The organism is Paenibacillus sp. UNC496MF, assembly GCF_900113915.1.
In the GTDB taxonomy this organism is placed as follows: domain Bacteria; phylum Bacillota; class Bacilli; order Paenibacillales; family Paenibacillaceae; genus Paenibacillus_Z; species Paenibacillus_Z artemisiicola.
The window spans coordinates 332308-352670 of sequence record NZ_FORE01000004.1 but is presented as its reverse complement, the minus strand read 5'-3'; the positions used below and the strand labels follow the sequence as shown (position 1 = coordinate 352670).

The 20363-nt window shown below is 63.9% G+C and carries 18 protein-coding genes and 1 pseudogene; 5 read left to right on the top strand and 14 right to left on the bottom strand.

Annotation, left to right across the window (positions count from 1 at the left end):
• Positions 1-60 precede the first annotated feature (60 nt).
• The gene (locus BMZ79_RS01565; RefSeq protein WP_090635966.1) at positions 61-603 is read right to left on the bottom strand and encodes a DUF309 domain-containing protein; all 543 of its coding nucleotides are present in this window, start codon (positions 601-603) and stop codon (positions 61-63) included.
• Between the two features lie 131 nt (positions 604-734).
• Here BMZ79_RS01565 and BMZ79_RS01560 point away from each other — a divergent pair, with 131 nt between their 5' ends.
• The 4 genes from BMZ79_RS01560 to ytxJ all read left to right on the top strand — a co-directional run bounded on the left by BMZ79_RS01560 (position 735) and on the right by ytxJ (position 4017).
• Entirely contained in the window at positions 735-1160 is a 426-nt protein-coding gene (locus BMZ79_RS01560) for a hypothetical protein (protein WP_090635964.1), read from the top strand.
• A 2-nt stretch (positions 1161-1162) separates the two neighbouring features.
• Positions 1163-1441 (top strand): YxcD family protein, encoded by a 279-nt coding sequence (locus BMZ79_RS01555; protein WP_090635962.1) that lies wholly within the window; start codon positions 1163-1165, stop codon positions 1439-1441.
• Positions 1442-1673: 232 nt separating this feature from the next.
• Positions 1674-3572, top strand: a complete 1899-nt coding sequence (locus BMZ79_RS01550) for a glycosyl hydrolase family 18 protein (protein WP_256252504.1) — start codon at positions 1674-1676, stop codon at positions 3570-3572.
• Positions 3573-3669: 97 nt separating this feature from the next.
• Complete coding sequence (gene ytxJ / locus BMZ79_RS01545; protein WP_090635959.1) at positions 3670-4017, top strand: bacillithiol system redox-active protein YtxJ; 348 nt, start codon at positions 3670-3672, stop codon at positions 4015-4017.
• A 116-nt stretch (positions 4018-4133) separates the two neighbouring features.
• On the opposite strand, the pseudogene BMZ79_RS01540 reads toward ytxJ, so the two are convergent.
• Both BMZ79_RS01540 and BMZ79_RS01535 read right to left on the bottom strand, forming a co-directional pair.
• Positions 4134-4760 (bottom strand): annotated as a pseudogene (locus BMZ79_RS01540) (EAL domain-containing protein); the annotation flags it as partial.
• An 18-nt stretch (positions 4761-4778) separates the two neighbouring features.
• Positions 4779-5027 (bottom strand): EAL domain-containing protein, encoded by a 249-nt coding sequence (locus BMZ79_RS01535; RefSeq protein WP_143088862.1) that lies wholly within the window; start codon positions 5025-5027, stop codon positions 4779-4781.
• A gap of 51 nt (positions 5028-5078) precedes the next feature.
• Here BMZ79_RS01535 and BMZ79_RS01530 point away from each other — a divergent pair, with 51 nt between their 5' ends.
• Positions 5079-6770 carry a family 10 glycosylhydrolase gene (locus tag BMZ79_RS01530; RefSeq protein ID WP_090635953.1) on the top strand — a complete coding sequence of 564 codons (1692 nt, stop codon included), beginning with the start codon at positions 5079-5081 and terminating at the stop codon, positions 6768-6770.
• Positions 6771-7204: 434 nt separating this feature from the next.
• Here the strand turns inward: BMZ79_RS01530 and BMZ79_RS01525 are convergent, their stop codons facing one another.
• The 11 genes from BMZ79_RS01525 to xylF all read right to left on the bottom strand — a co-directional run bounded on the left by BMZ79_RS01525 (position 7205) and on the right by xylF (position 20349).
• Complete coding sequence (locus tag BMZ79_RS01525) at positions 7205-8005, bottom strand: ABC transporter permease (protein ID WP_256252503.1); 801 nt, start codon at positions 8003-8005, stop codon at positions 7205-7207.
• Complete coding sequence (locus BMZ79_RS01520; RefSeq protein ID WP_090635949.1) at positions 7986-8780, bottom strand: ABC transporter ATP-binding protein; 795 nt, start codon at positions 8778-8780, stop codon at positions 7986-7988. The genes BMZ79_RS01525 and BMZ79_RS01520 overlap by 20 nt, the downstream gene beginning before the upstream one ends.
• A gap of 25 nt (positions 8781-8805) precedes the next feature.
• Positions 8806-9819, bottom strand: coding sequence for an ABC transporter substrate-binding protein (locus BMZ79_RS01515; RefSeq protein WP_256252502.1), 1014 nt, complete (start codon positions 9817-9819; stop codon positions 8806-8808).
• A gap of 243 nt (positions 9820-10062) precedes the next feature.
• Positions 10063-10716, bottom strand: a complete 654-nt coding sequence (locus tag BMZ79_RS01510) for a DUF7002 family protein (RefSeq protein WP_143088861.1) — start codon at positions 10714-10716, stop codon at positions 10063-10065.
• 253 nt (positions 10717-10969) lie between these two features.
• Positions 10970-12637 carry an ABC1 kinase family protein gene (locus BMZ79_RS01505; RefSeq protein WP_090635946.1) on the bottom strand — a complete coding sequence of 556 codons (1668 nt, stop codon included), beginning with the start codon at positions 12635-12637 and terminating at the stop codon, positions 10970-10972.
• Positions 12638-12650: 13 nt separating this feature from the next.
• Positions 12651-12965, bottom strand: a complete 315-nt coding sequence (locus BMZ79_RS01500) for a phasin family protein (protein ID WP_090635944.1) — start codon at positions 12963-12965, stop codon at positions 12651-12653.
• A 203-nt stretch (positions 12966-13168) separates the two neighbouring features.
• A complete protein-coding gene (locus BMZ79_RS01495) occupies positions 13169-14740 on the bottom strand; it encodes a histidine kinase N-terminal 7TM domain-containing diguanylate cyclase (RefSeq protein ID WP_090635943.1) in 1572 nt (523 codons plus the stop codon).
• A gap of 168 nt (positions 14741-14908) precedes the next feature.
• Positions 14909-16084 (bottom strand): sugar ABC transporter permease, encoded by a 1176-nt coding sequence (locus tag BMZ79_RS01490; RefSeq protein WP_090635941.1) that lies wholly within the window; start codon positions 16082-16084, stop codon positions 14909-14911.
• Positions 16085-16096: 12 nt separating this feature from the next.
• Entirely contained in the window at positions 16097-17617 is a 1521-nt protein-coding gene (locus BMZ79_RS01485; RefSeq protein ID WP_090635939.1) for a sugar ABC transporter ATP-binding protein, read from the bottom strand.
• A gap of 89 nt (positions 17618-17706) precedes the next feature.
• A complete protein-coding gene (locus BMZ79_RS01480) occupies positions 17707-18810 on the bottom strand; it encodes a sugar ABC transporter substrate-binding protein (RefSeq protein WP_090635937.1) in 1104 nt (367 codons plus the stop codon).
• Between the two features lie 408 nt (positions 18811-19218).
• Positions 19219-20349 carry a D-xylose ABC transporter substrate-binding protein gene (gene xylF / locus BMZ79_RS01470; protein WP_090635933.1) on the bottom strand — a complete coding sequence of 377 codons (1131 nt, stop codon included), beginning with the start codon at positions 20347-20349 and terminating at the stop codon, positions 19219-19221.
• Positions 20350-20363 lie beyond the last annotated feature (14 nt).

The window sequence follows — 20363 nt, the reverse complement described above, 5'->3', positions numbered from 1 at the left end:
TCGTGATGCGCGGCGTCCGGCCTCGCGGCCGCGCCCGCGGACCGGATGCGATAGCCGCGTTCAGCCGTTCCGCGGCTCCGCGCCCCGGGCACGCTTCGCTTCCGCCGCGGCCGCGCGCGCGGCGACGACGTCGCTGCGGTCGCGAAGCGCGTGGCGATGGACGAGCGCCGGCTCCGTCCCGCTCGGCAGCGCCCAGCCGAGGCCGGCCGACGCGGCCCGCTCCCGCAGCCGCGCGAGCAGACGCGCATCCGCGATCGGCAGCGCCGGATCGGCGAACGTTACGCCCCGTCCGAGCGCCGCGAGCCGTTCGTCGATCATGCCGACCAGCGCGCCGCCGTCGAGGCCAAGGCGGTCGAGCCGCTCCTTCGCGAGCCGCCGCCGGGCTTGCGCGAACATTTTCGCCGCGCCGCGCAAGTTCCCCCGCCGGTAATGGTACGCGCCGACCGCGAGCTGGATCAATCCCACCCACGTCTCGCCGAATCCGTCGCCGGGATGCGCCTTCCAATAGGCTTCGAGCAGCTCGTGGCACTCGAAATAGTCCCGCGTCGCATGAAACTCGTACAAATATGCCTCATAGTCGTCCGGATACTCTTCCTTTTCCATCGCGATCCCCCGTTTTTCCGCCGTCGTGACCGATGAAAGAATGAAATCTGAAACCTTTGATTATATTAGACGTAAATGTACCGAAGCGCAATAAGTCCATAGGAACCGAAAACACAGGAGGAGATAGGCATATGAAAAAGGGGTTATTAGTATTCATGGCATTCGCGCTGTTCTTCGCGTTCAGCGCGTCGGCGGCCGACGCCAAGCCGCGCGGGGGCGGATTCAAGTCGCCGCGGCAGAGCTACACGCAGACGCCGTCCAAGCCTGCCGATAACGTGACCAAGACCGGGACGGGCACGACGAAGTCCGGCGCGGCGACGACCGCGAACCGCGGATTTTTCAGCGGCGGCAGCTTTATGAAGGGCCTGATGATCGGCGGTCTCGCCGGCCTGCTGTTCGGCGGCCTGTTCGGCAACATGGGCTTCTTCGGCAACATCATCGGCCTGCTGGTCAACGTGTTGGCCATCTACGTCGTCATCGTGCTGATCAGCGGCATCGTGCGCTACTTCCGAAACCGCAATAAGCCCGCGCACCCCGGCAACCGGAGACCCTATTAATCATGCGGATTTACACGGACGAGATCATTAACGCCGTGTGCCTCCACATGGCGGAACGCAGGGGCGTCCCGCCGACGGATGTCGAAGTGCAGTTGTCCTGGGAGGAGCAGTACGGCTATACCGCGGAGGTCTGGGTGAAGGGCCGCAGCCAATTTCTCGTCGAAGCGAACCTGCTGGAAGCGATCGAACAATACTTGCTGAAGCAGTACAACCTGCGCAAGTTCCGCTCCCAGATTACGCTCGACGCCGACGAGGAGTTTTGGGCGGACATCGAGGATTGACGTTACGAAACGAACGGGCGCAGCCAATGGCTGCCCCGTTTTTTTTGTCGCGTTCCGGCGACGGCCGGATTCGGAGGTTCGAATGCGTCGGAACCGGCGCGCCGGTGCCCTCGGATTCTTCATCGAAAATGGTCGAATGACCGCAACCTCGTCCCGATTGGCGCGTTTAACGCTATACATCGGGAGAGGAGTGTTGGACTCGCACATGCAGAATCGCAGCAAATGGACATCCGTGATTGCCGCAACCCTGGCCGTTCAGGCCGGATTGGCGGCGTTCGCCGCTCCGGACGCGCTCGCCGCCGACGGAACGAAGAATTACCGGGTCTATCAGAACGACAAGCCGCTCCGCGACTTCCAGACGAGCGCCGGCGCCATCGCCTATGCCAAAGGATTCGCCTACGCCCATGTCGAGCGCATCACGGGCCGCCAATGGGTCTGGGACGACTTCCCGCGTTACAAGGTGTACGAGAACGGCATCTCGTCCCCGGGCCGCGAATTCCGGACGCTGCGGGAAGCGGAGCAGTTTGCCGCCAAGACCCGCTTCGCCCAAATCCGCGATCTGGAGGCGCCCGGCTTCCTCGAAAGCAAGTTTCCGCATTTCCAGGTGTATCAAGGGGACAAGAGCGTCGCGAGCTGGTCGTTCGCGACGCTCGCCGAAGCCAAAAAGGCGGCCGGCGCTTATGCCGGCGCGCATATCATCGACTTATCCACGAACCAGTGGGTCTGGGATAACATCTCGGACGCCCGCGCCGCCGCGCTGCGGCAGTCGGCGCCGACATACGGCGTCGTGAAGGACGGCGTGCCCGTCGGCGGCAAGGCGTACGGCTTCCTGCTCGACGCGGAGCGCGCCGCGAACGGATTGGCCGGCGCGACGGTCGTCAATAATGCGACCGGCCAAGTCGTGCACCGCAACGCGCCGACGTTCACGGTCATGCAGTCGGGACCGGCCGTCGCGTCCTTCTTCGGCATCGACGGCGCGATCGCCTACGCCAAGAAGCTCGCCGGCGCCACCGTCATGAAGGACGGCCTCTCCTGGTGGACGAACGTGCCGTACTTGACCGCGTTCCAAGGCAATGCGCTGCTGCGCACCTTCAATGCCCGCAAGAGCGCCGTCGCGTACGCCGCCGGCTACAAGAACGCCTCCGTCGTGACGGCGGACGGACGGACGATCTGGAGCAACGCCAAAACGCTGACGTACCTCGGCTGGAACGGCGTTGCCGATACGGACACGGTGCTCGCGCAGCTCGGCCGAACGCAAGGCCTGAACATCGACTCCCCGTCGTGGTTCGAGCTCGCGGCCGCGGACGGCTCGTTCACGGATGATTCCGATCCCGGGCTCGCCGCCTCCTTGCGCGCCTCGGGCATCAAGCTGACGCCGCTCGTGAGCAATCGGTTCGACGCCAAGCTGACGAGCGCGTTCCTGCGCGATCCCGCGGCGCAGGCGACATTCATCGCGAAGCTCGTCGCCAGGCTCGCGCAGCTGAACGTCGCCGGCGTCAACGTCGACTTCGAAGGACTGGCCGGCGGCGACCGCGCCCGCTATACGTCATTCGTCCGGTCGCTGACGTCGGCCGCCCACAAGGCCGGGCTGACCGTGTCGATCGACCTGCCGCGGGGCGACGTGCTGTGGGACGCGCAGACCGCTTACGACCAAGCCGCGCTCGCCGGCATCGCGGACATGATCGTCCTGATGGCGTACGACCAGCATTGGGAAGGCAGCGACCAGGCGGGCTCCGTCGCGGACTTGGCTTGGACCGAGGAAGGCGTGCGCCAATTTCTCGCCTACGGCATCCCCCGCGGCAAGCTGATGCTCGGCATCCCGTTCTACGTGCGCGAATGGCGCGTCAATGCCGCCGGCGGCATCGTCGACAGCAAGGCGCTCCTCATGAAGAGCCTCGGCGCCTTGATCCGGTCGACCGGCGCGAGCGGCGTCTTCGACGCCGCGTCCGGCCAGACGAAATACCGGTATGCCGGGAGCGACGGGTACACGCACGTGTTCTGGTCCGAAACGGCCGAAACGGTCAAGGCGCGCGTCGCCATCGCCAAGAAATACGACCTCGCCGGGGTCGCGGCATGGCGGCTCGGCTTCGAGCAGACCGAGCTGTGGCCGTTGCTGCTGCAGCTGAAATAAAGGCGTTCGCGGACGAGTGGTACTTCTGCGGTCGTTATGCTATGATGTGAAGACGAAGGTACTGTAACTCATTTCATAACAGTTAGGAGAATGCGCCATGCCGCAGGCATACAAGGAAATTCAAACGGTCGAAGAATGGAAATCCGCGCTGGAGGGCTCCGCTTCCCGCCCGCTCGTCGTATTCAAGCACAGCACCACGTGCCCGGTAAGCGCGAACGCCTACAACGAATTCACGAACTACTTGAACAGCGGCGACGCCGACGCGGACACGGATTACGTGCTCGTCAAGGTCATCGAATCCCGTCCGGTTTCCAACCAAATCGCCGAAGATACCGCGGTCAAGCACGAGTCGCCGCAAATCATCCTGGTCAAAGACAAAGCGAAGTACTGGACCGCTTCCCACTGGTCCGTGACGGCCGCCCATATTAAAGCGGTCCTGAACTGATCGCGCTTCCCCGCTTTAACGCAAAGAAGCCCCGGACTGGCGCCTTGTTGCGGTTTCCGCAACGTGCCGGTCCGGGGCTTTCGTTTTCGTAAAGGATCGTCCGCGCTCGGCGCGCGTTACGATATGTTTGTCAGCCGGGCCTGCATCAGCTCCGCCGTCAACGGTTTGTCGATGAAATACCCGTGCCCGTTGTCGCAGCCCATCTCCCGCAGCCACGCCATCTGCTGCTCCGATTCGATTCCTTCGGCGACGACGGTCTTCCCGAGGTGATGCGACATCGTGGTCATGGCCGCGACGACGGAGCGGACCGACTGCTCCTCGACCATCTCCGCGATGAACGACTGGTCGATCTTGATGACCGGGATCGGCGGCTGCCGAAGCAAGCTGAGGGACGAATAGCCCGTTCCGAAATCGTCGATCGAAATGTCCACCCCGAGCGCGACCGGCTCGTCAAGCATCTTCAGCGTGAACATCTGCTTGTCGATGACGACGCTCTCCGTGATTTGGATGCACAGCTTCCGCGGGCCGAGCCCCGTGTCCTTCAGGACGTCCTTGACGACGTCGACGGACTCCGGCTGCTTGAACTGCTTGGCCGAGACGTTGACCGAGATTTTCAGCGACGTCCAGCCGGCCTGCTCCCGCCGCTTCGCTTCGCGGCACGCTTCCTCCAATACCCACCGGCCCAGCTTCGGAATAAGCCCCGACTGCTCCGCGAGCGGAATGAAGTCCGCCGGCGACACGCGGCCGTGCGCCTTCGAATTTCAGCGCACCAGCGCTTCCGCGCCGTTCGTCCGGCCGCTCGCGATGTCGGTCTGCGGCTGATACACCACGTAAAATTCGTTCTCCTCCAGCGCTCTGCTGCAGGCTGGCCTCCATGTCGACCATGCGCAATGCCGGATCTCGCTCGCGGGTTTTCGCGTCCGGTGCCGGCCGCCGCCGGGCTGCCGGAGTAACGACCGCCGCGTTCGGCCGCTCGCGTCCGCCGGCATTTTTCGCGCGTTCGACCGCAACTTCGCCTCCCTAAGGCACGTCTAACGGATTAGTAACTTTTAGGAGGCCCTATGAAACCGCTCATCTTTCGCACATCGCTACGCCCTCCGCGCGCGGGCCGATTGCTGCTCGCCCTGCTCGTCGCTCTCTCGCTCGCGCTTCCGCCGCGCTTCGCGGCCGCCGCTTCCGGGAGCGCGCCCGGGGACATCGCCGTCTATCTCGAAGGCGCGCGCTTGACCTCGGACGTGCCGCCGTACATCGTGCCGAAGCTGAACCTGACCATGGTGCCGCTGCGCGTCATCGGCGAAGGGCTCGGGGCGGCCGTCGATTGGACGCCCGCCGCGCGTACCGTCACGATCCGGCAGGCGGACACGCTCATTACGCTGCGAAGCGGCCAAACGACCGCCGTCGTCGACGGGGCGCAGGTCAAGCTGGACGGCGCGGCGCAGGTCGTCTCGGGCCGGGTCATGGTGCCGCTGCGCTTCGTCGGCGAATCGCTCGGCCTGACGGTCGCTTGGGATCCGGCCGCGCGGTCGATCTCGCTGCACGATCCGGACGTCGCCGAGCCGTATTCGGGCTCGGATCCCGGCACCGGTCCTTCCGGCCCCGGCACGAACCCCGGCGGCGGTACCGGGGATCCCGGCGCGAACCCGGGCTCCGGCACGGCCGGCCTGCGCGGCGCTTGGATATCCACGGTGTACAACTTGGATTGGCCGAGCGCGGCCTCGGCCGGCAACGCGGATAAGCAGAAGTCGGAGTTCGCGCAGCTGCTGGACGACCTGCAGGGCATGGGACTGAACGCGGTATTCGTGCAGCTGCGCGCGGCCGGCGACGCCTTTTACCCGTCCGCGCTCGTGCCGTGGTCCAAATACTTGACCGGAACGCAGGGCAAGGCGCCGACCTACGATCCGCTGGCGTTCATGATCGCGGAGACGCATAAGCGCGGCATGGAATTCCATGCTTGGTTCAATCCGTTCCGGGCCGGCCTCGACGCCAAGACCGGCGGGCTCGCTCCGAACCACGTCATGCTGCAGCATCCGGAATGGATCGTCCTGTCCGGCGGCAAGCCGTACCTGAATCCGGGCCTGCCCGACGCGCGCCGCCATATCATCGACGCGATCCTGGATGCCGTGAAAGGCTACGACATCGACGACGTCCACCTGGACGATTATTTCTATCCGTCGAGCGGCGATTTTCCGGACGCCGCCGCGTTCGCGGCCAACAACCCGCTGAACCTGAAGCTCGCCGATTGGCGGCGGGCCAACATCAACGCGTTCGTGAGCGATCTCGGCCAAGCGGTGCACGCCGCGAAGCCGGGCGTCCGGTTCGGCATCAGCCCGTTCGGCGTCTGGCGCAACAACAACGTCGACCCGACCGGCTCGCCGACGCGGGCCGGCGTGACGGACTACGACAACATGTACGCGGACGTCCGGACCTGGATCAAGAACGGCTGGATCGATTACGTCGCGCCGCAGCTGTACTGGAGCTTCGACACGCTGTCCGCGCCGTACGGCAAGCTGGTCGACTGGTGGTCGAACGAAGTGAAGGGCACCAACGTGGACCTCTACATCGGCCATTCGCCGTATAAGCTCGGCACGTCGGAGGCCGGCTGGCAGTCCGCGAACGAAATCATCCGCCAGCTGGATTACGGCAAGTCCCGTCCGGAAGTGGACGGCGACGTGTTCTTCAGCGCCAAAGATTTGCGCGGCAATCCGCTCGGCATCCAGGATGCCCTGCGCGGCTACTACGCCGCCGGAAACTAACCGCCGGGCGGCGGCCGGCAGCTCGCCGGCGCCGATCCTCGGCCTCACGACAAACGCGAACGCCCCGGGTTTCCATCCTTCGGATGAAGCCCGGGGCGTTCGCGTCCGCGTCGACGCCTATCCGTTCGGCGTCCGGCCCGCTTCGAGCCGGCGCCGCGGTTCCCTTCCGGCCGCATGCGGATTTTTCCTCCGTCACGCGGCGGAAGCCGGTCCCGATGTCCGCGAAGGTCAGGTTTGCGCGGATTCGTCCGGGACAGAGCCGCAACCGCACGATACCGTCCTCGCTTTACGCATTCGACCGTTCCCCCATCCAATCCGATCGGCGACCGGCTGCGGAAAAAACATCGAACAGCCGCATCGTCCCCGCGGGATCCCGATGCGGCTGTTTCGTGCGGTCGCGCTTTCCGTTCCGTTCCATCCGCGATAGCCGGGCGTCACGGCTCGTGATGGTATCTCTTGCGCGCATAGCGCTCGAGCACGTTCACCAGCCCGTAGAGCACGACCGACAGCAGCGCCAGCATGGCGATGCTCACCATGACGAGGTTCATCTGGAAGACCTGGCCGCCGTAGATGATCAAGTACCCGAGCCCGGCCTTCGACGACAGAAACTCGCCCATGATGACGCCGACGAGCGTGAGCCCGACGTTCACCTTCAGCGTCGCGATGAAATGCGGCACGCTCGCCGGCAGCAGCACCATGCCGAGCATCTGCGCCTTGGTCGCGCCGAACGATTCCATCAGCTTCAGCTTCGTCCGGCTGATGTCCTTGAAGCCGTTCTCGATCATGATGATCGTCACGACGATCGAGATCGCGACCGCCATGCCGTACACCGAATACCGGTCGCCCAGCCAGATGAAGAAGATCGGGCCGAGCGCCACCTTGGGCAGCGCGTTCAGGACGACCATGTACGGATCGAGCACCTTGGAGGCGAACGACGACCACCAGAACAGCGTCGCGACGACCATGCCGACGAGCATGGAGACGACGATGCCGACGAGCGTCTCCCGCGTCGTGACGAGCAGATGATGGAATACGGTCCCCTCCGAGACCTGCCCGCGGAACGACGTCCACATCTGGGACGGGCTGCTCGTGAGCATGGAATCGACCCAGCCCGCGCGGGCCGCGAGCTCCCAGACCGCCAGGAAGACGACAAGCAGCGCGAGACGGACGAGCCAGATCAGCCGCTGCCGGCGCTTCTGGATGCGGAGATAGCGTTCATACAGCGGAGACGGCATGGTCCTCGAGCTCCTTCCAGATCGCATTGAAATAGTCGTGGTACTTCGCCGCCTGCCGCTTGCTCCACGGCGACGAATCCGCGCCTTCGCCCAAATCTATGTCGTGAACCGCCGAGATCGTGCTCGGCCGCTTGGACATGACCATGACCCGGTCCGCCATGCTGATGGCTTCCGACAGGTCGTGCGTGACGAGCACCGCCGTCTTGCCCTGATCCTTGATGATGCGGAACACTTCCTCCGACAGCGTCAGCCGGGTCTGGTAGTCGAGCGCCGAGAACGGTTCGTCCAGCAGCAAAATATCCGGCTCCGCCACGAGCGTCCGGATCAGCGCCACCCGCTGGCGCATGCCGCCGCTCAATTGAACCGGCGCATGGCGGACGAAGTCGCCGAGCCCGTACCGCTCCAGCAGCTCCTGCCCCTTCCGCCGCGCGGCCGCCTTCTCGATCCGCCGGATCTCGGCCCCGACGGTGACGTTGCCGAGCACGTCGCGCCATTCGAACAAATGGTCGTGCTGCAGCATGTAGCCGACCTTGGCCGACGGCCCCGTCACTTCGGCGCCGTCGATCGCGACCTTCCCCCGCGTCGGCTTCAGCATGCCGGAGATGAGGGAGAGCAGCGTGCTTTTGCCGCAGCCGCTCGGCCCCACGATGCTGATGAATTCGCCCTTGCCGATCGAGAGCTCGATGCCGCGCAGCGCCTCGGTCTCTTCCCTCGGCGTGAAATAGCTCAGCCCGACGCCGCTCAGCCGGATGTGCTCCTCATGCGTTTCCCGCATGCCGCTCCCCCTCCTCTTTCATGGCTCAATCCGTCTTTCCGAGCTTTTGCACGAAGCTCATGTCGACGACGTCGTCCATGTTCGTTATTTTGTCTTCCGCCTTCAGCACGCCGTTCTCCACGAGGACGTTCTGCAGGATATCGAACTGCGCCTGCGTCAGCACCGGCTCGGTCGGCCACGTGCCCTGCGCCTTGTAGCGGTTGACCGACTCCAGGATGAGATCGTCCGGCGTGCCGTCAAAGAACGGCTTCAGCGCCTTCACGATGTCGTCGTCCGTCGCGGTGTTCAGCCACTTCGCACCTTCGGCCACCGCCGCCGTGAACTTTTGGATGATGTCCGGATGCGCCTTGATGTAGTCCGACGTCGCCACGTACGACGTCTCCGGGTAATCCCCGAAATCGCCGAGCGACGCGACCAAGTATGCCTTGCCTTCCTTCACGAGCGTCGAAGCGACCGGCTCGAACACTTGGATATAATCGCCCTGGCCGCTCGTGAACGCGCCCGCCATCGCGGTCGAGGCGATGTTCGTGACGACGTTGACGCCTTCCACCTTTTCCTTCAGCAGCACGGAGTTCAGCACCATCTGCGGCGAGCTGCCGGGACGCCAGCCGATGACCGTTTTGCCGGCCAGGTCGCTCCACGAGAAGCCGTCGAGCTTCTCCCGGGACAGCAGGAACGAGCCGTCCTTCGCGGTCAGCTGATGGAACGCCTTGAGCGTCTTCTCGCCCTTCTGGTTGTAAATGTAAATCGTCGTTTCCGGACCGACGAGCGAAATGTCCGCCGTGCCGGCGATCAGCGCCGCCGCGCCTTTGTCGGAGCCCTGCGCGGTATTCATGTCGACGTTCAGGCCCTGCTTCTCGAAAAAGCCCTGCGACATCGCCACGTAGTGCGGCGCGTAAAAGATGGACCGGATGACTTCGGAGAATTTCACCGTCGTCAATGCGTCCTTGCCTTTGCCCGAATTTTGGCCGCAGGCCGCGGTCATGACGAGCAGCAGGGCGGCCAGCAGCAGCAGGACGGGCTTCATCGTTCTGCTCATGTCTTTCTCTCCTTCATCTGATGAACTGCGGATGTCCGCGTGACGGGGATGTATGTGAACGGTTCGACCGAACCGATTGTATTCGCAAGCTCTCCCGGAACGCGAAAAAGAGCTTCGAATAGGGTATATCCTATTCAAAGCTCTGGGCGGAGGTTCGTCGCCGGCGGCGTTTTCATGAAGGGGTCGCGCGCCGAAACGGCAATCTAGCTGACATGGCGATGCCGTCATAGAGTCGGAAGGGGCTCATGGCCGGTGGCCCGGCGCGTCCGCGGCGAACTCGCCCAGCGGAGCGGCGAGGCCCGACCAGCGGTCCGGCGCGTCGGCCGCGTTCGCGACGTACAGCCGTCTGAGGTAAAGGCTCACCTGGCGCACGGCGCCTTCCACCAGCACTTCCTTTACCTCGGACGGCTTCGCGGGCACCGGCGCGTCCGACGGCGCGCCGAACGCGGCCAGCGGCAGCAGCATCGCCGGGCTCTTCAGGTAGCCGCAGCGCTTCGGGAAGCGGGGCGAGCTGCCGGAATCGTATTTGGACAGCTTCGCCGCGTCCTGGTTAGCCGCGAGGAGCGAAGCGGCATCCAGCTCCAGCACGGCGAACCGTTCGTCCGGCTCCCGCCGCGCGTACGTCTCCAGCATCGCGAGGCAGTCCCGCCGCGTCGGCCAGAAGAACACATGCCGGTCCAGGCAAGCCCGGAACGCTTCGACGGTCCAGCCCGGCGCCATCATCGCCGGAGGTATGCGCAGATGCGCGTTGACGATTACCGCCCGGCCGTTCTCGAGCGTCGCGACGGGCGACGGCCGGCGCGTCCCGGACTCGTCCCCGGTGATGGACAGGCCGGAGCGGAGCGCGTCGGCGTGCGCGATCGCCGGCAGATTGTCCGCCCGCGTAAAATGAAACAACGCCTTGCGGCCCGGCGCCCGGGTCAGCGCCGTAATTATGGCGTGCGTATCCAGTCGCGTTCCCTCCTCTTTCCTGCTTGTTTCATCGTATAGCTCCTTTCCGAGTCCGATCGTTTGATTCTCGGGCGGTCTCTGCGCTGCGGCCGGCAAGCGCGCTCGGGCCCCCGCGCCTCCCGAGCAAATGATCGAAAAAGCCCCGAACCGGGTTCGGGGCTTGTCGCATAAGCGGATAAAGTCCTGTAAGCCGCTCGCTTCAAAAGCGGCCCGAACGGAAAATCGCGAAGATCAGCCAGAGGAACATGAACAGCGCGGCGATGAACCCGATGTCGATGATCGGGATCCGCCAGATCAGCGCTTGCGTATGGGTCAGCGCGGAGCCGATGATCAAGCCGACCATCAGAATGCTGAGCGACAGCAGCACGATGCTGAACGACAGCCGGTTGCTGATCCGGTCGAGCTTCTTCGCGAGCAGGTCCGCCTGCGGGGAGACGACCTCGACGCGCAGCTTGCCCTGCCGGATGATGCGGGACAGCTGCTTCAGGCTGAGCGGCACTTCGCCGAGCAGATCGAAGAGATCCGGAATGTCCTCCAGCCAGCCCTTGAAGATGTTCCGGGGATCGATCCGCTCCAGGAAGAGCCGCTTGCCGAACGGCTCCGCCACGTCGAACACGCTGAAATTCGGGTCGAGCGCCGTAACGACGCCCTCCATCGTCAGCAGCGACTTGCCGAGCAGCGTCAGCTCCGACGGAATGCGGATCCTGTGCCGGAACGACAGCGAGAACAGGTCGCTCACGATCTCGCCGAAGCCGATCCGGTTAAGCGGTACCTTGTAGTACTTCTCCCGCAGCTCGTCCACGTCGGCGCCGAGCGCGTCGAGGTCCGCGTCATCCGGGATGACGCCCATGTTGGAGATCGCCCGGATGACGCCCTTCGAGCTTTGGTTCCGCATGGCGATGACGAACGAGACGAACTCCCTCTTCATCCCGGGATTGAGCCTTCCGACCATGCCGAAGTCGAGCAGCGCGAGACGGCCGTCGGGCAAGGCGAGCACGTTGCCGGGATGCGGATCGCCGTGGTAAAGCCCGGCGACGAGCACCTGGTGCAGGATCGTCGTCGCGAACCGGTCCGCCAGCTGGCTTGCGTCCAGTCCCGCGCGTTCCAGCTGGCCGCGGTCGGACAGCTTGATGCCTTCGACGAACGCCATCGTCAGCACGCGCTTCGAGCTGTAGTCCCAATATACCTCCGGCACTTGGACGTTCGGCTGGCCTTGGGCCAGGAAGCGCTCGGCGTTGCGCGCCTCGAGGTTGTAATCCAGCTCCCGGCGCAGCGTGTGTCCCAGCTCGTCGACGATCTCGCCCAGCCGGTAATTGCGGGCCCATTCCAGCGCGCCTTCGGCCAGCCGGGCCAAGTCCGCCAGGATGTCGAGGTCCGTGTCGATGACCTTCTGTACGCCCGGACGCTGTACCTTGATGGCGACCCGCGTGCCGTCCGGGAGGCGCGCCTCGTACACCTGCCCGATCGAAGCCGCGGCCAGGGGCTCCTGGGAGAAGGCGCGGAACAGCCGGTCGACCGGCGCGCCGAGCTCCTCCTCGATGATTTTGGCGATGTCCGCGAACGGGACGGGAGGCACGCTGTCCTGCAGCCGCTCCAGCTCCGCCACGACGTCGGCCGGGATGAGGTCGGGCCGCGTGCTCGCGATTTGCCCGAGCTTCACGAACGTGGGGCCGAGTTCCTCCAGCAGCAGCCGGATGCGTTCCCCGACGCTCTTGGCCAGCAGCTCCTTCTGTTCCTCGCTCCGGAAAAACATGATTTTGTCGGTCAGGCCCATCTCGTGCGACACATAGCCCAGTCCGCTGCGCGCAAATGCCGAGGCGATCGTCCGGTAGCGCTGCAATTGCCGCAGCCGTTTAGCCGCGCTCATCGGAAGCCTCCCTTCACGGCTCGGTAGGGTTCTGCCGCTCCCGCTCCAGCGCGTCCAGGCGGATCTCGATTCTCGCGATGTCCGCTTTGGTGGCGTACTTGCCTTCCCGCTCGCCCAAGATCGCCTGCACGCGTTCGCGCGCCATCGTCTCCACCTGCCGGCGCAGCTCCTCGCCCTTCACCAGCAGCTCCTCGACGAGCGCCTTGGATTCCGCTTTGCCGATTTCGCCTTTCTTCACGAGCTCGTCGAACGTTTTCTCCACCTGCTCCTTGCCGGCGAGCGCCAGGCCGAGGCCCAGCGAGATCGCTTTTCCGATCGTATCCTTCATGCCATCCACGACTCCTTCGGAATTGGTTTGCTTCCTGACACGATATGCCTGTGCGATGCGACGGTCTTTCATATGTACCATTATACCCGCCGATTCCCAAGCTTACCAATTCCGAACCGCGATTCGTCGATCGCCGCGCCTGCGCGCCAAACGTCGTCGGACGAACAAAAAAGACATCGCCCCCGATCGGTCCGATGTCTTCCTCATGCGTTCAGCGCGGCGGCCGGCTCGTGCAGCCGCACGCGGTTGCGGCCCGCACGCTTGGCCTCGTACAACGCCAGGTCCGCTTGCTTGAGCAGCGCCTGCAGCGGCTCGCCCGCCGGACGCGCTTCCGCCGCGCCGAAGCTGGCGGTAACGGCGATCGCCAAGCCGTCCGCGCGCAGCGGTTCGGCGGCCAGCGCGGCGCGGATCCGCTCCGCGGTCTCGGCCGCTTCCGCCAGCGGCGAAGCCGGCAGGCACAGCACGAACTCTTCGCCGCCGTAGCGGGCGAACAGCGCGTCCGCCCCGAGCTGCCGCTTGACGACGGCGGCGACGTGCCGGATGGCGCAATCGCCCGTCTCGTGGCCGTACGTATCGTTGATGCGCTTGAAGTGGTCGATGTCGAACAGCACGATCGACGCCGACGCGCCGTTCGCCTTCGCCGCGGCCAACCGCTCCTTCGCCCGGTGAATGAACGCCGTCCGGTTCAGCAGCTTGGTCAAGCCGTCGTGGTAGGCCAGCTGCTGCAGCTGATCCTGCAGCCGCCGCTGTTCCGTGACGTCGATCAGCATGAGCAGGCTGCCGATCGCGCCGCCGACGCGGCCGCGCACGACCGACGACCGGATCTGGTAGTAGAACGGTTCCCCGCCCGTCGCCCGCCACATCACCTCCTCCTGCAGGCCGTCCGCGAGCCGGGCGGCCGGGAAATCCGCGCCGCTCAGGACGTTCCACGCTTCGTCCAGCGTCAGGCCGATCATCGCGGGGCCGAGCCCCGGGAGCATGCGCCGCGCGGCGCCGTTGAAATCGATGAGCCGCGCGGCGTTGTCCAGCACGATGACCCCGTCGCCCATGCTTTCGAAGATGCTCTCCTTCGCGATCGGCACGATCGTCAACATCCGCGTGGACAGAATCGCCCAGATGTACATGGCGGACGTGACGCACAGGATGAGCGGCACGGGATCGGCGCCGTACGGAATGAGGCCGACGAGATACGCGAACGCGCCGGCCATCGGCATGAACTGCCCGACGATCAGCGTCGCCAGCTGAATGCGGTACGCCTTCTTCGTATGCCGCCAGCGGCGCAGCAAGAGCACGACGCCGGCCAGCATGGAGCCGAACGTGAAGATGCCGTGCAGGATATAAAACGGCCCGATGGCGATCTCCGTCACCGGCATCGGATCGCCGGGGTAAAACGCTACCGATTTATAAAACAGATGGTGGAAGCCGTTCGTCGCCACCATGACGACGGAGATGGCCGGAATGACGAACAGCGCGGCCGAGAGCCGGCGGGGCACGGCCTTGCCGATGTATTCCAGCACGACGATCAGCCCGAGCGCGGGCGCGGGCGCCATGCCGACGTACTGGACGGCCGTCCAGCCCATCACTTCCCCGAGCGAGCGGGCCGCCATCTCGAACGCGACGGAGAAAATATAAATCGCCTGCGCGCCCGTATAGAGCATGAAGGTACGCGCGCCGGGCATTTCCGCGCGCTTCAAGTACGCGTACACGCATAAAAACACGGTGAACACGCCCGAGGTCGCGATAAGCGAGATGAACATCGTGAGCGAAGACCCCATAGCCAGCTCCTCATGACGAATAGTGTAGGCATAGCACGAAAAAAGTCGATTTCATGGTACCATATCGCCGCCCGGGTGTCATGACCGAATTTGTCCTTCATCGCCCGAATAACGCAAAAAAAACCGGCGGCCGTCTTTCCGGCGGCCGCCGGTTTCCTGGGAATGCGTCTATGCTCTCTTCTTTCGGGTCATGACGTCGAAGATGACGGCGATCGCCAGCACGGCGCCGCGGATCATGTATTGGTACGAAATGCCGACGCCGAGCAGGTTCATGCCGCTCGAGAGCGACGCCATGACGATCGCGCCGATGATGGAGCCCGTCACCTTGCCGACGCCGCCCGCCGCGGACACGCCGCCGACGTAAGCCGCCGCGATGGCGTCAAGCTCGAACAGCGTCCCCGCCGTCGTCGTCGCGGACTGCAGCCGCGCCGTGAACAGAATGCCGGACAGCGCGGACAGCATGCCCATCGAGCCGAATACGACGTAGGTGATCTTCTTGACGCTGATGCCGCTCAGATGCGCCGCTTCCGGATTGCTGCCGACGGCGTAAATGCGCCGTCCCAGCACCGTTTGCGTCGTCAGGAAATGATACACGGCCACGATCAGCACCATGATGATGACCGTCCAGGAGAACCCGTTGTAGCCGGCGATGATGTACGTGATGTACGCGATGATCGCGGAGACGAACACGAGCTTCAGCGCGAACATCCGGTTCGAGATGACCTCGAAATTGTACCTCAGCTTGTTGCGCCGCTTCGCGGCCTCGCCGTACAGGAACAGCACGATGACGGCGGCGCCGAGAATCAAGGAGAGCAGATTCAGTCCGCCGACCTTGGCGATCGCCGGAATGAACCCGTTGCCGATCGCGTTGAAGCCTTCGTCCTTGACGATGATCGTGCCGGTGTCCTCCGTCACGCGCAGCAGCGCGCCCCGGAAGATGAGCATGCCCGCGAGCGAAGCGACGAACGAAGGGATGCCGATCTGCGCGACCAGGAACCCGTTAAACATGCCGATGACGACGCCCATGAAGAGAATGATCGGGATCGTCAGGTAGACCGGCACGCCGAGCTGCGTCAGGAAGATCGCGGCGATGGCCCCCATGAATCCGGCCGCGAAGCCGACCGACAAGTCGATGTGACGGATCACGATGACGAGCGTCATGCCGACGGCCAGGACGGCGATATAGCCGGTCGCGTCCAGCAGGTTGCTGATGTTGCGGGACGACATGAACAGGCCGTCCGTCAAAATCGAGAACGTCAGCATGATGACGAATAAGGCGATGTACATCCCGTACTCGCGGATGTTGACCCGCACGAGCGACCTTGCTTCCTTCATGAAATTCATTCTGCCTTCCTCCTATTGCGTCGCGAAATGCATGATTTTCTCCTGATCGGCTTCCGAGGCGGACAGCTCGCCCTTCATGCGGCCCTCCGCCATGACGTAGATCCGGTCGCTCATGCCGAGCACCTCGCCCAGCTCGGAGGAAATCATGATGATGCTCATGCCTTCGCCGATCAGCTTGTTCATGATCGTGTAAATTTCGAATTTGGCGCCGACGTCGATGCCGCGCGTCGGTTCGTCCAGGATAAGCAGCTTCGGCCCGACGAACAGCCATTTGCCGAGCGATACCTTCTGCTGGTTGCCGCCGCTCAGGTTCCCGACGAGCTGCTCCACGGACGGCGCCTTGATGTTCATCGACCGCTTGTAGCCGTTCGCGATCTGCACTTCCTCGTTGGCGTTGATGATGCCGCGCGCCGCCACCGCCCCGAGATTCGCCGCCGAGAGGTTGCTTTTGATGTCCTGGATGAGGAACAGCCCGTCGCCCTTGCGGTCCTCGGTCACGTAGGCGATGCCCGCCTTGATGGCGTCTCGCGGATGCTTGAAGGCGCGCGGCTTCCCTTCCATCAGCAGCTCGCCCTGCAATTTATACGACTTCGGATTGCCGAACAGGCTGAGCGCCAGTTCCGTCCGTCCGGAGCCCATCAAGCCGGCAATGCCGACGATTTCGCCCTTCTTCACGTGCAGGTCGACGTTCTTGACGACGGCCCTGCCGAGCCTCGGATCGTACGCGGTCCAGTCGCGGACCTCGAGCACGTTGCCGCCGAAGCTTTTGTGCGGCCGCTTCGGGTAGATGTCGTCGATCTCGCGGCCGACCATGTTTCGGATGATGACGCTTTCGCTGATTTCGCCCTTGGCGGCGTCGAGCGTGCAGATCGTCCGGCCGTCGCGCAGCACGGTCGCCTTGTCCGCGATCGCGATGACCTCCTTCAGCTTGTGCGAGATCATGATGCACGTCATGCCCTGCGCCTTCAGCTCGCGCAGCAGCGTCAGCAGGTTCTCGCTGTCGTCCTCGTTCAGCGCCGCCGTCGGCTCGTCGAGAATCAGCAGCTTCACGTCCTTGCTAAGCGCTTTGGCGATTTCCACGAGCTGCTGCTTGCCGACGCCGAGCTCCTTGATTTGCGTTTCGGGATTCACGTTCAGCTTGACCTTCCGCAGCATGTCCTTCGCCCGCGCGATCGTCCGGTTCCAGTCGACGAAGGCGCCCTGCTTGATTTCGTTGCCGGCGAAAATGTTCTCGTACACCGTCAAATCCGGAAACAGCGCCAGCTCCTGATAGATGATGGCGATGCCCGCCTTGACGCTGTCGCCGATCTTGGCGAAGCGCTGCACGCTTCCTTCGAAGACGATGTCGCCCTGGTACGCGCCGTGCGGATAAACCCCGCTCAGCACCTTCATCAGCGTGGACTTGCCCGCGCCGTTCTCGCCGATCAGGCAGTGGATCTCGCCTTGCTCGACCTTGAAATTCACGTTCGAGAGCGCCTTGACGCCCGTGAACGTCTTGGAGATGTCTTTCATTTCCAATATCGTGCCGCCCATGTTTCATCGCTCCTTACGGGACCAGTCCTGCATGCCGGAAGGCGGCGGCGGATCGCTCCGCCGCCGCCTTCCCCGTGCCTCGCGGCCGGTTACAGGCCGGTGAAATCGCCGGCTTCGTAATAGCCGGAGTCGATCAGCTTTTCTTTCACGTTCGACTTGTCGACGACGATGACTTCGGTCTGCTTCGCTTTGACGTCGATCTTGCCGTTGTTGTACGAGCCCGTCGTTTCCGGCGTGCCGCCGTCGAGAATGGAGACCGCCATGCCCATCGCGTCCTTGACGAGGCTGCGCACGTCCTTGAATACCGTCATGGACTGTTTGCCGTCGATGACGTATTGAATCGACGCCTTTACGGCGTCCTGGCCTGTCACCACGAAGCTGGTCACGGCTTTATCCGATGCGAAGACGTCCGCGATCGAACGCGCGGTATCGTCGTTCGGCGCCAGTATCGCAACGTCGCCTTTCATATCGGCGGCGGCTGCGGTCAAATGCGTCTGCGCTTTGTTTTTGGCTTCGTTGGCATCCCAGTTCGTGGTCACTTGGCCGATGATTTTACTCATCTCGGCGCGGGACAGCTCGGCTTTGTCCTGCAGCGCGGCCGCTTCGCTGGAATTGGCGATCTTGAACGTGCCGTCGGCGATTTTCGGCTGCAGGACGGACCAAGAACCTTGAAAGAACAAGAACGCGTTGTTATCGGAGGCGGAACCGGCGTACAAGTAGAGCGGTTCGCCGCTTCCTTTCGCGTTGTCGACCAAATACTGCGCTTGCGCTTTGCCGACGGCCACGCTGTCGAAGGTGACGTAGTAATCGACCGCGTCCGTATTGGTAATCAGACGGTCGTAGGAGATGACCTTGACGCCGGCTTTCTTCGCCGATTCGACGGCGGCCGCGGCCGCATCGCCGTCCTGCGGGCAGATGATCAGCACTTGAATGCCTTTGTTGATCAGCGTTTCCACGTTTTCTTTCTCTTTCGCGGAAGAACCTTGGCTGAATAAAATTTCCGTCGAATATTTCGTACCGTCCAGCGCGTCTTTGAAACGCTGCTCGTCTTGGACCCAACGCGACTCGTCTTTCGTCGGCAGCACGATGCCGACGCTCACTTTGCCGCTTCCGTTCTTGCCGCATGCCGCGACCGCGACCGCCAAGATCATGACGACCAGCAGCAGCGAAATCCGTTTCAATCCTTTTCCCATTTCCCGATACCCCTCTCGATTCGCAAAGTCTGAAGCGCTTACAGGTGCAACTATAGCATTGGCGGCAGGGCCGGGAAGCGCTTACTGCTAGCACTTTTTTTGGACCGTCTATACTATTTTGGCGTGGGCTCGTCCGTAAGCGCGAAGACGGCGAACGGGAATTCGCAAGGAACGCGAGCGCCGGATGCCGGATCCGGCGAGCGGATTGGTTGCGTGCGCGACCGAAGTTCGATATCCGGCAAGCAGCAAAAAAACGGCGCCTCCGCGAATAGCGGAAGCGCCGTTTGACTTGCGAATGCGATGACGTTCATATGGTTCCGGAATGCGTACAAGACGGCAGCCAAACGGCCTCAGGATGACTTACAGGCAAATGAAAAACGGTCCAATAAAGCCTCTATCCATGGGGCGTCACGGCCCGGACGCCGCCGCCTTCGCGCGACGGTATACGTCCTCCCGGCTGTGGAAGCCGTCCGCGATGATCGTCGCGTCGATATTGGACCGGTTCACCGCGATCGGCTCCAGCAGGATGGCGGGGACGTCGATTTTCTTGTTGAAGACGGTCCGGTCCGTGCTCACCTGCTCGCCTTTGGCCATCCGGACGGCGAGTTCGGCCGCGGTCTCGGCCAGCTTGCGGATCGGTTTGTACACGGTCATCGTCTGCGTGCCTTCCACGATCCGCTGCGCGGCCGCCAGCTCCGCGTCCATGCCGGAGACGGGAATCTTCCCCGCCAGCCCCCGCTCCGCCAAGGCGGACACGACGCCGCCCGCCGTGCCGTCGTTGGCCGCGAGGACGGCGTCGACCGCGCCGCCGTTCGCCCGGAGCGCGGCGCGCATGTTCGCGAGCGCCTCCGCCGGCTTCCATTCCTTCGTGAACCGGTCGTAGACGATCTGAATGTCGCCGCGGTCGACGAGCGGCTGCAGCACGCTCATCTGCCCGCGTTTGAACATATGCGCGTTGTTGTCGGTATCGGCCCCTTCGATCAGGACGAAGTTGCCGCGCGGCGCCCGCGCCACGATCGCCTGCGCCGCCAGCGCGCCGACCTTCTCGTTGTCGAACGAGATGTATAAGTCGACGTCCGCGTTCAGGATGAGGCGATCGTACGAGATGACCTGGATGCCCGCGCGATGCGCCTTCGCCACGATGGCCGCCGACGCCTCCGCGTCGTGCGGCACGACGACGAGCACGTCGACATGCCGCGAAATCATGTTCTCCGCCTGCGCGATCTGCTTGGCGTCGTCGCCGTTCGCCGCCTGGACGTCGACCTCGGCGCCGAGCTTCTCGACCGCGGCCTTGAACAGGTCGCGGTCCTTCTTCCAGCGCTCCTCGAGCAGCGTGTCGAGCGACAAGCCGACGACCAGCTTCTTCGCCGGCTGTACGTCCGCCGGCGCGCGCTGTCCGCCCGCGTTGTCCGCCGGTCCCGCGGCCGTGCCGTTCGTGCCGCCCGCCGAGCAGGCGGACAGCACTCCCAGCAAGGCGGCTATCGCGCCGACCGTGCATACGATTCCCCCTGTACCGCGTTTCCCGGTGCGCCGCCTCATGTATTCTCTCCTCT

Coding starts and splice junctions, on each gene's coding strand:
- BMZ79_RS01530 (WP_090635953.1), top strand. CDS start 5,079: ATGAAACCGCTCATCTTTCGCACATCGCTACGCCCTCCGCGCGCGGGC.
- ytxJ (WP_090635959.1), top strand. CDS start 3,670: ATGCCGCAGGCATACAAGGAAATTCAAACGGTCGAAGAATGGAAATCC.
- BMZ79_RS01565 (WP_090635966.1), bottom strand. CDS start 603: ATGGAAAAGGAAGAGTATCCGGACGACTATGAGGCATATTTGTACGAG.
- BMZ79_RS01525 (WP_256252503.1), bottom strand. CDS start 8,005: ATGCCGTCTCCGCTGTATGAACGCTATCTCCGCATCCAGAAGCGCCGG.
- xylF (WP_090635933.1), bottom strand. CDS start 20,349: ATGAGGCGGCGCACCGGGAAACGCGGTACAGGGGGAATCGTATGCACG.
- BMZ79_RS01485 (WP_090635939.1), bottom strand. CDS start 17,617: ATGGGCGGCACGATATTGGAAATGAAAGACATCTCCAAGACGTTCACG.
- BMZ79_RS01500 (WP_090635944.1), bottom strand. CDS start 12,965: ATGAAGGATACGATCGGAAAAGCGATCTCGCTGGGCCTCGGCCTGGCG.
- BMZ79_RS01560 (WP_090635964.1), top strand. CDS start 735: ATGAAAAAGGGGTTATTAGTATTCATGGCATTCGCGCTGTTCTTCGCG.
- BMZ79_RS01515 (WP_256252502.1), bottom strand. CDS start 9,819: ATGAGCAGAACGATGAAGCCCGTCCTGCTGCTGCTGGCCGCCCTGCTG.
- BMZ79_RS01505 (WP_090635946.1), bottom strand. CDS start 12,637: ATGAGCGCGGCTAAACGGCTGCGGCAATTGCAGCGCTACCGGACGATC.
- BMZ79_RS01490 (WP_090635941.1), bottom strand. CDS start 16,084: ATGAATTTCATGAAGGAAGCAAGGTCGCTCGTGCGGGTCAACATCCGC.
- BMZ79_RS01520 (WP_090635949.1), bottom strand. CDS start 8,780: ATGCGGGAAACGCATGAGGAGCACATCCGGCTGAGCGGCGTCGGGCTG.
- BMZ79_RS01555 (WP_090635962.1), top strand. CDS start 1,163: ATGCGGATTTACACGGACGAGATCATTAACGCCGTGTGCCTCCACATG.
- BMZ79_RS01480 (WP_090635937.1), bottom strand. CDS start 18,810: ATGGGAAAAGGATTGAAACGGATTTCGCTGCTGCTGGTCGTCATGATC.
- BMZ79_RS01495 (WP_090635943.1), bottom strand. CDS start 14,740: ATGGGGTCTTCGCTCACGATGTTCATCTCGCTTATCGCGACCTCGGGC.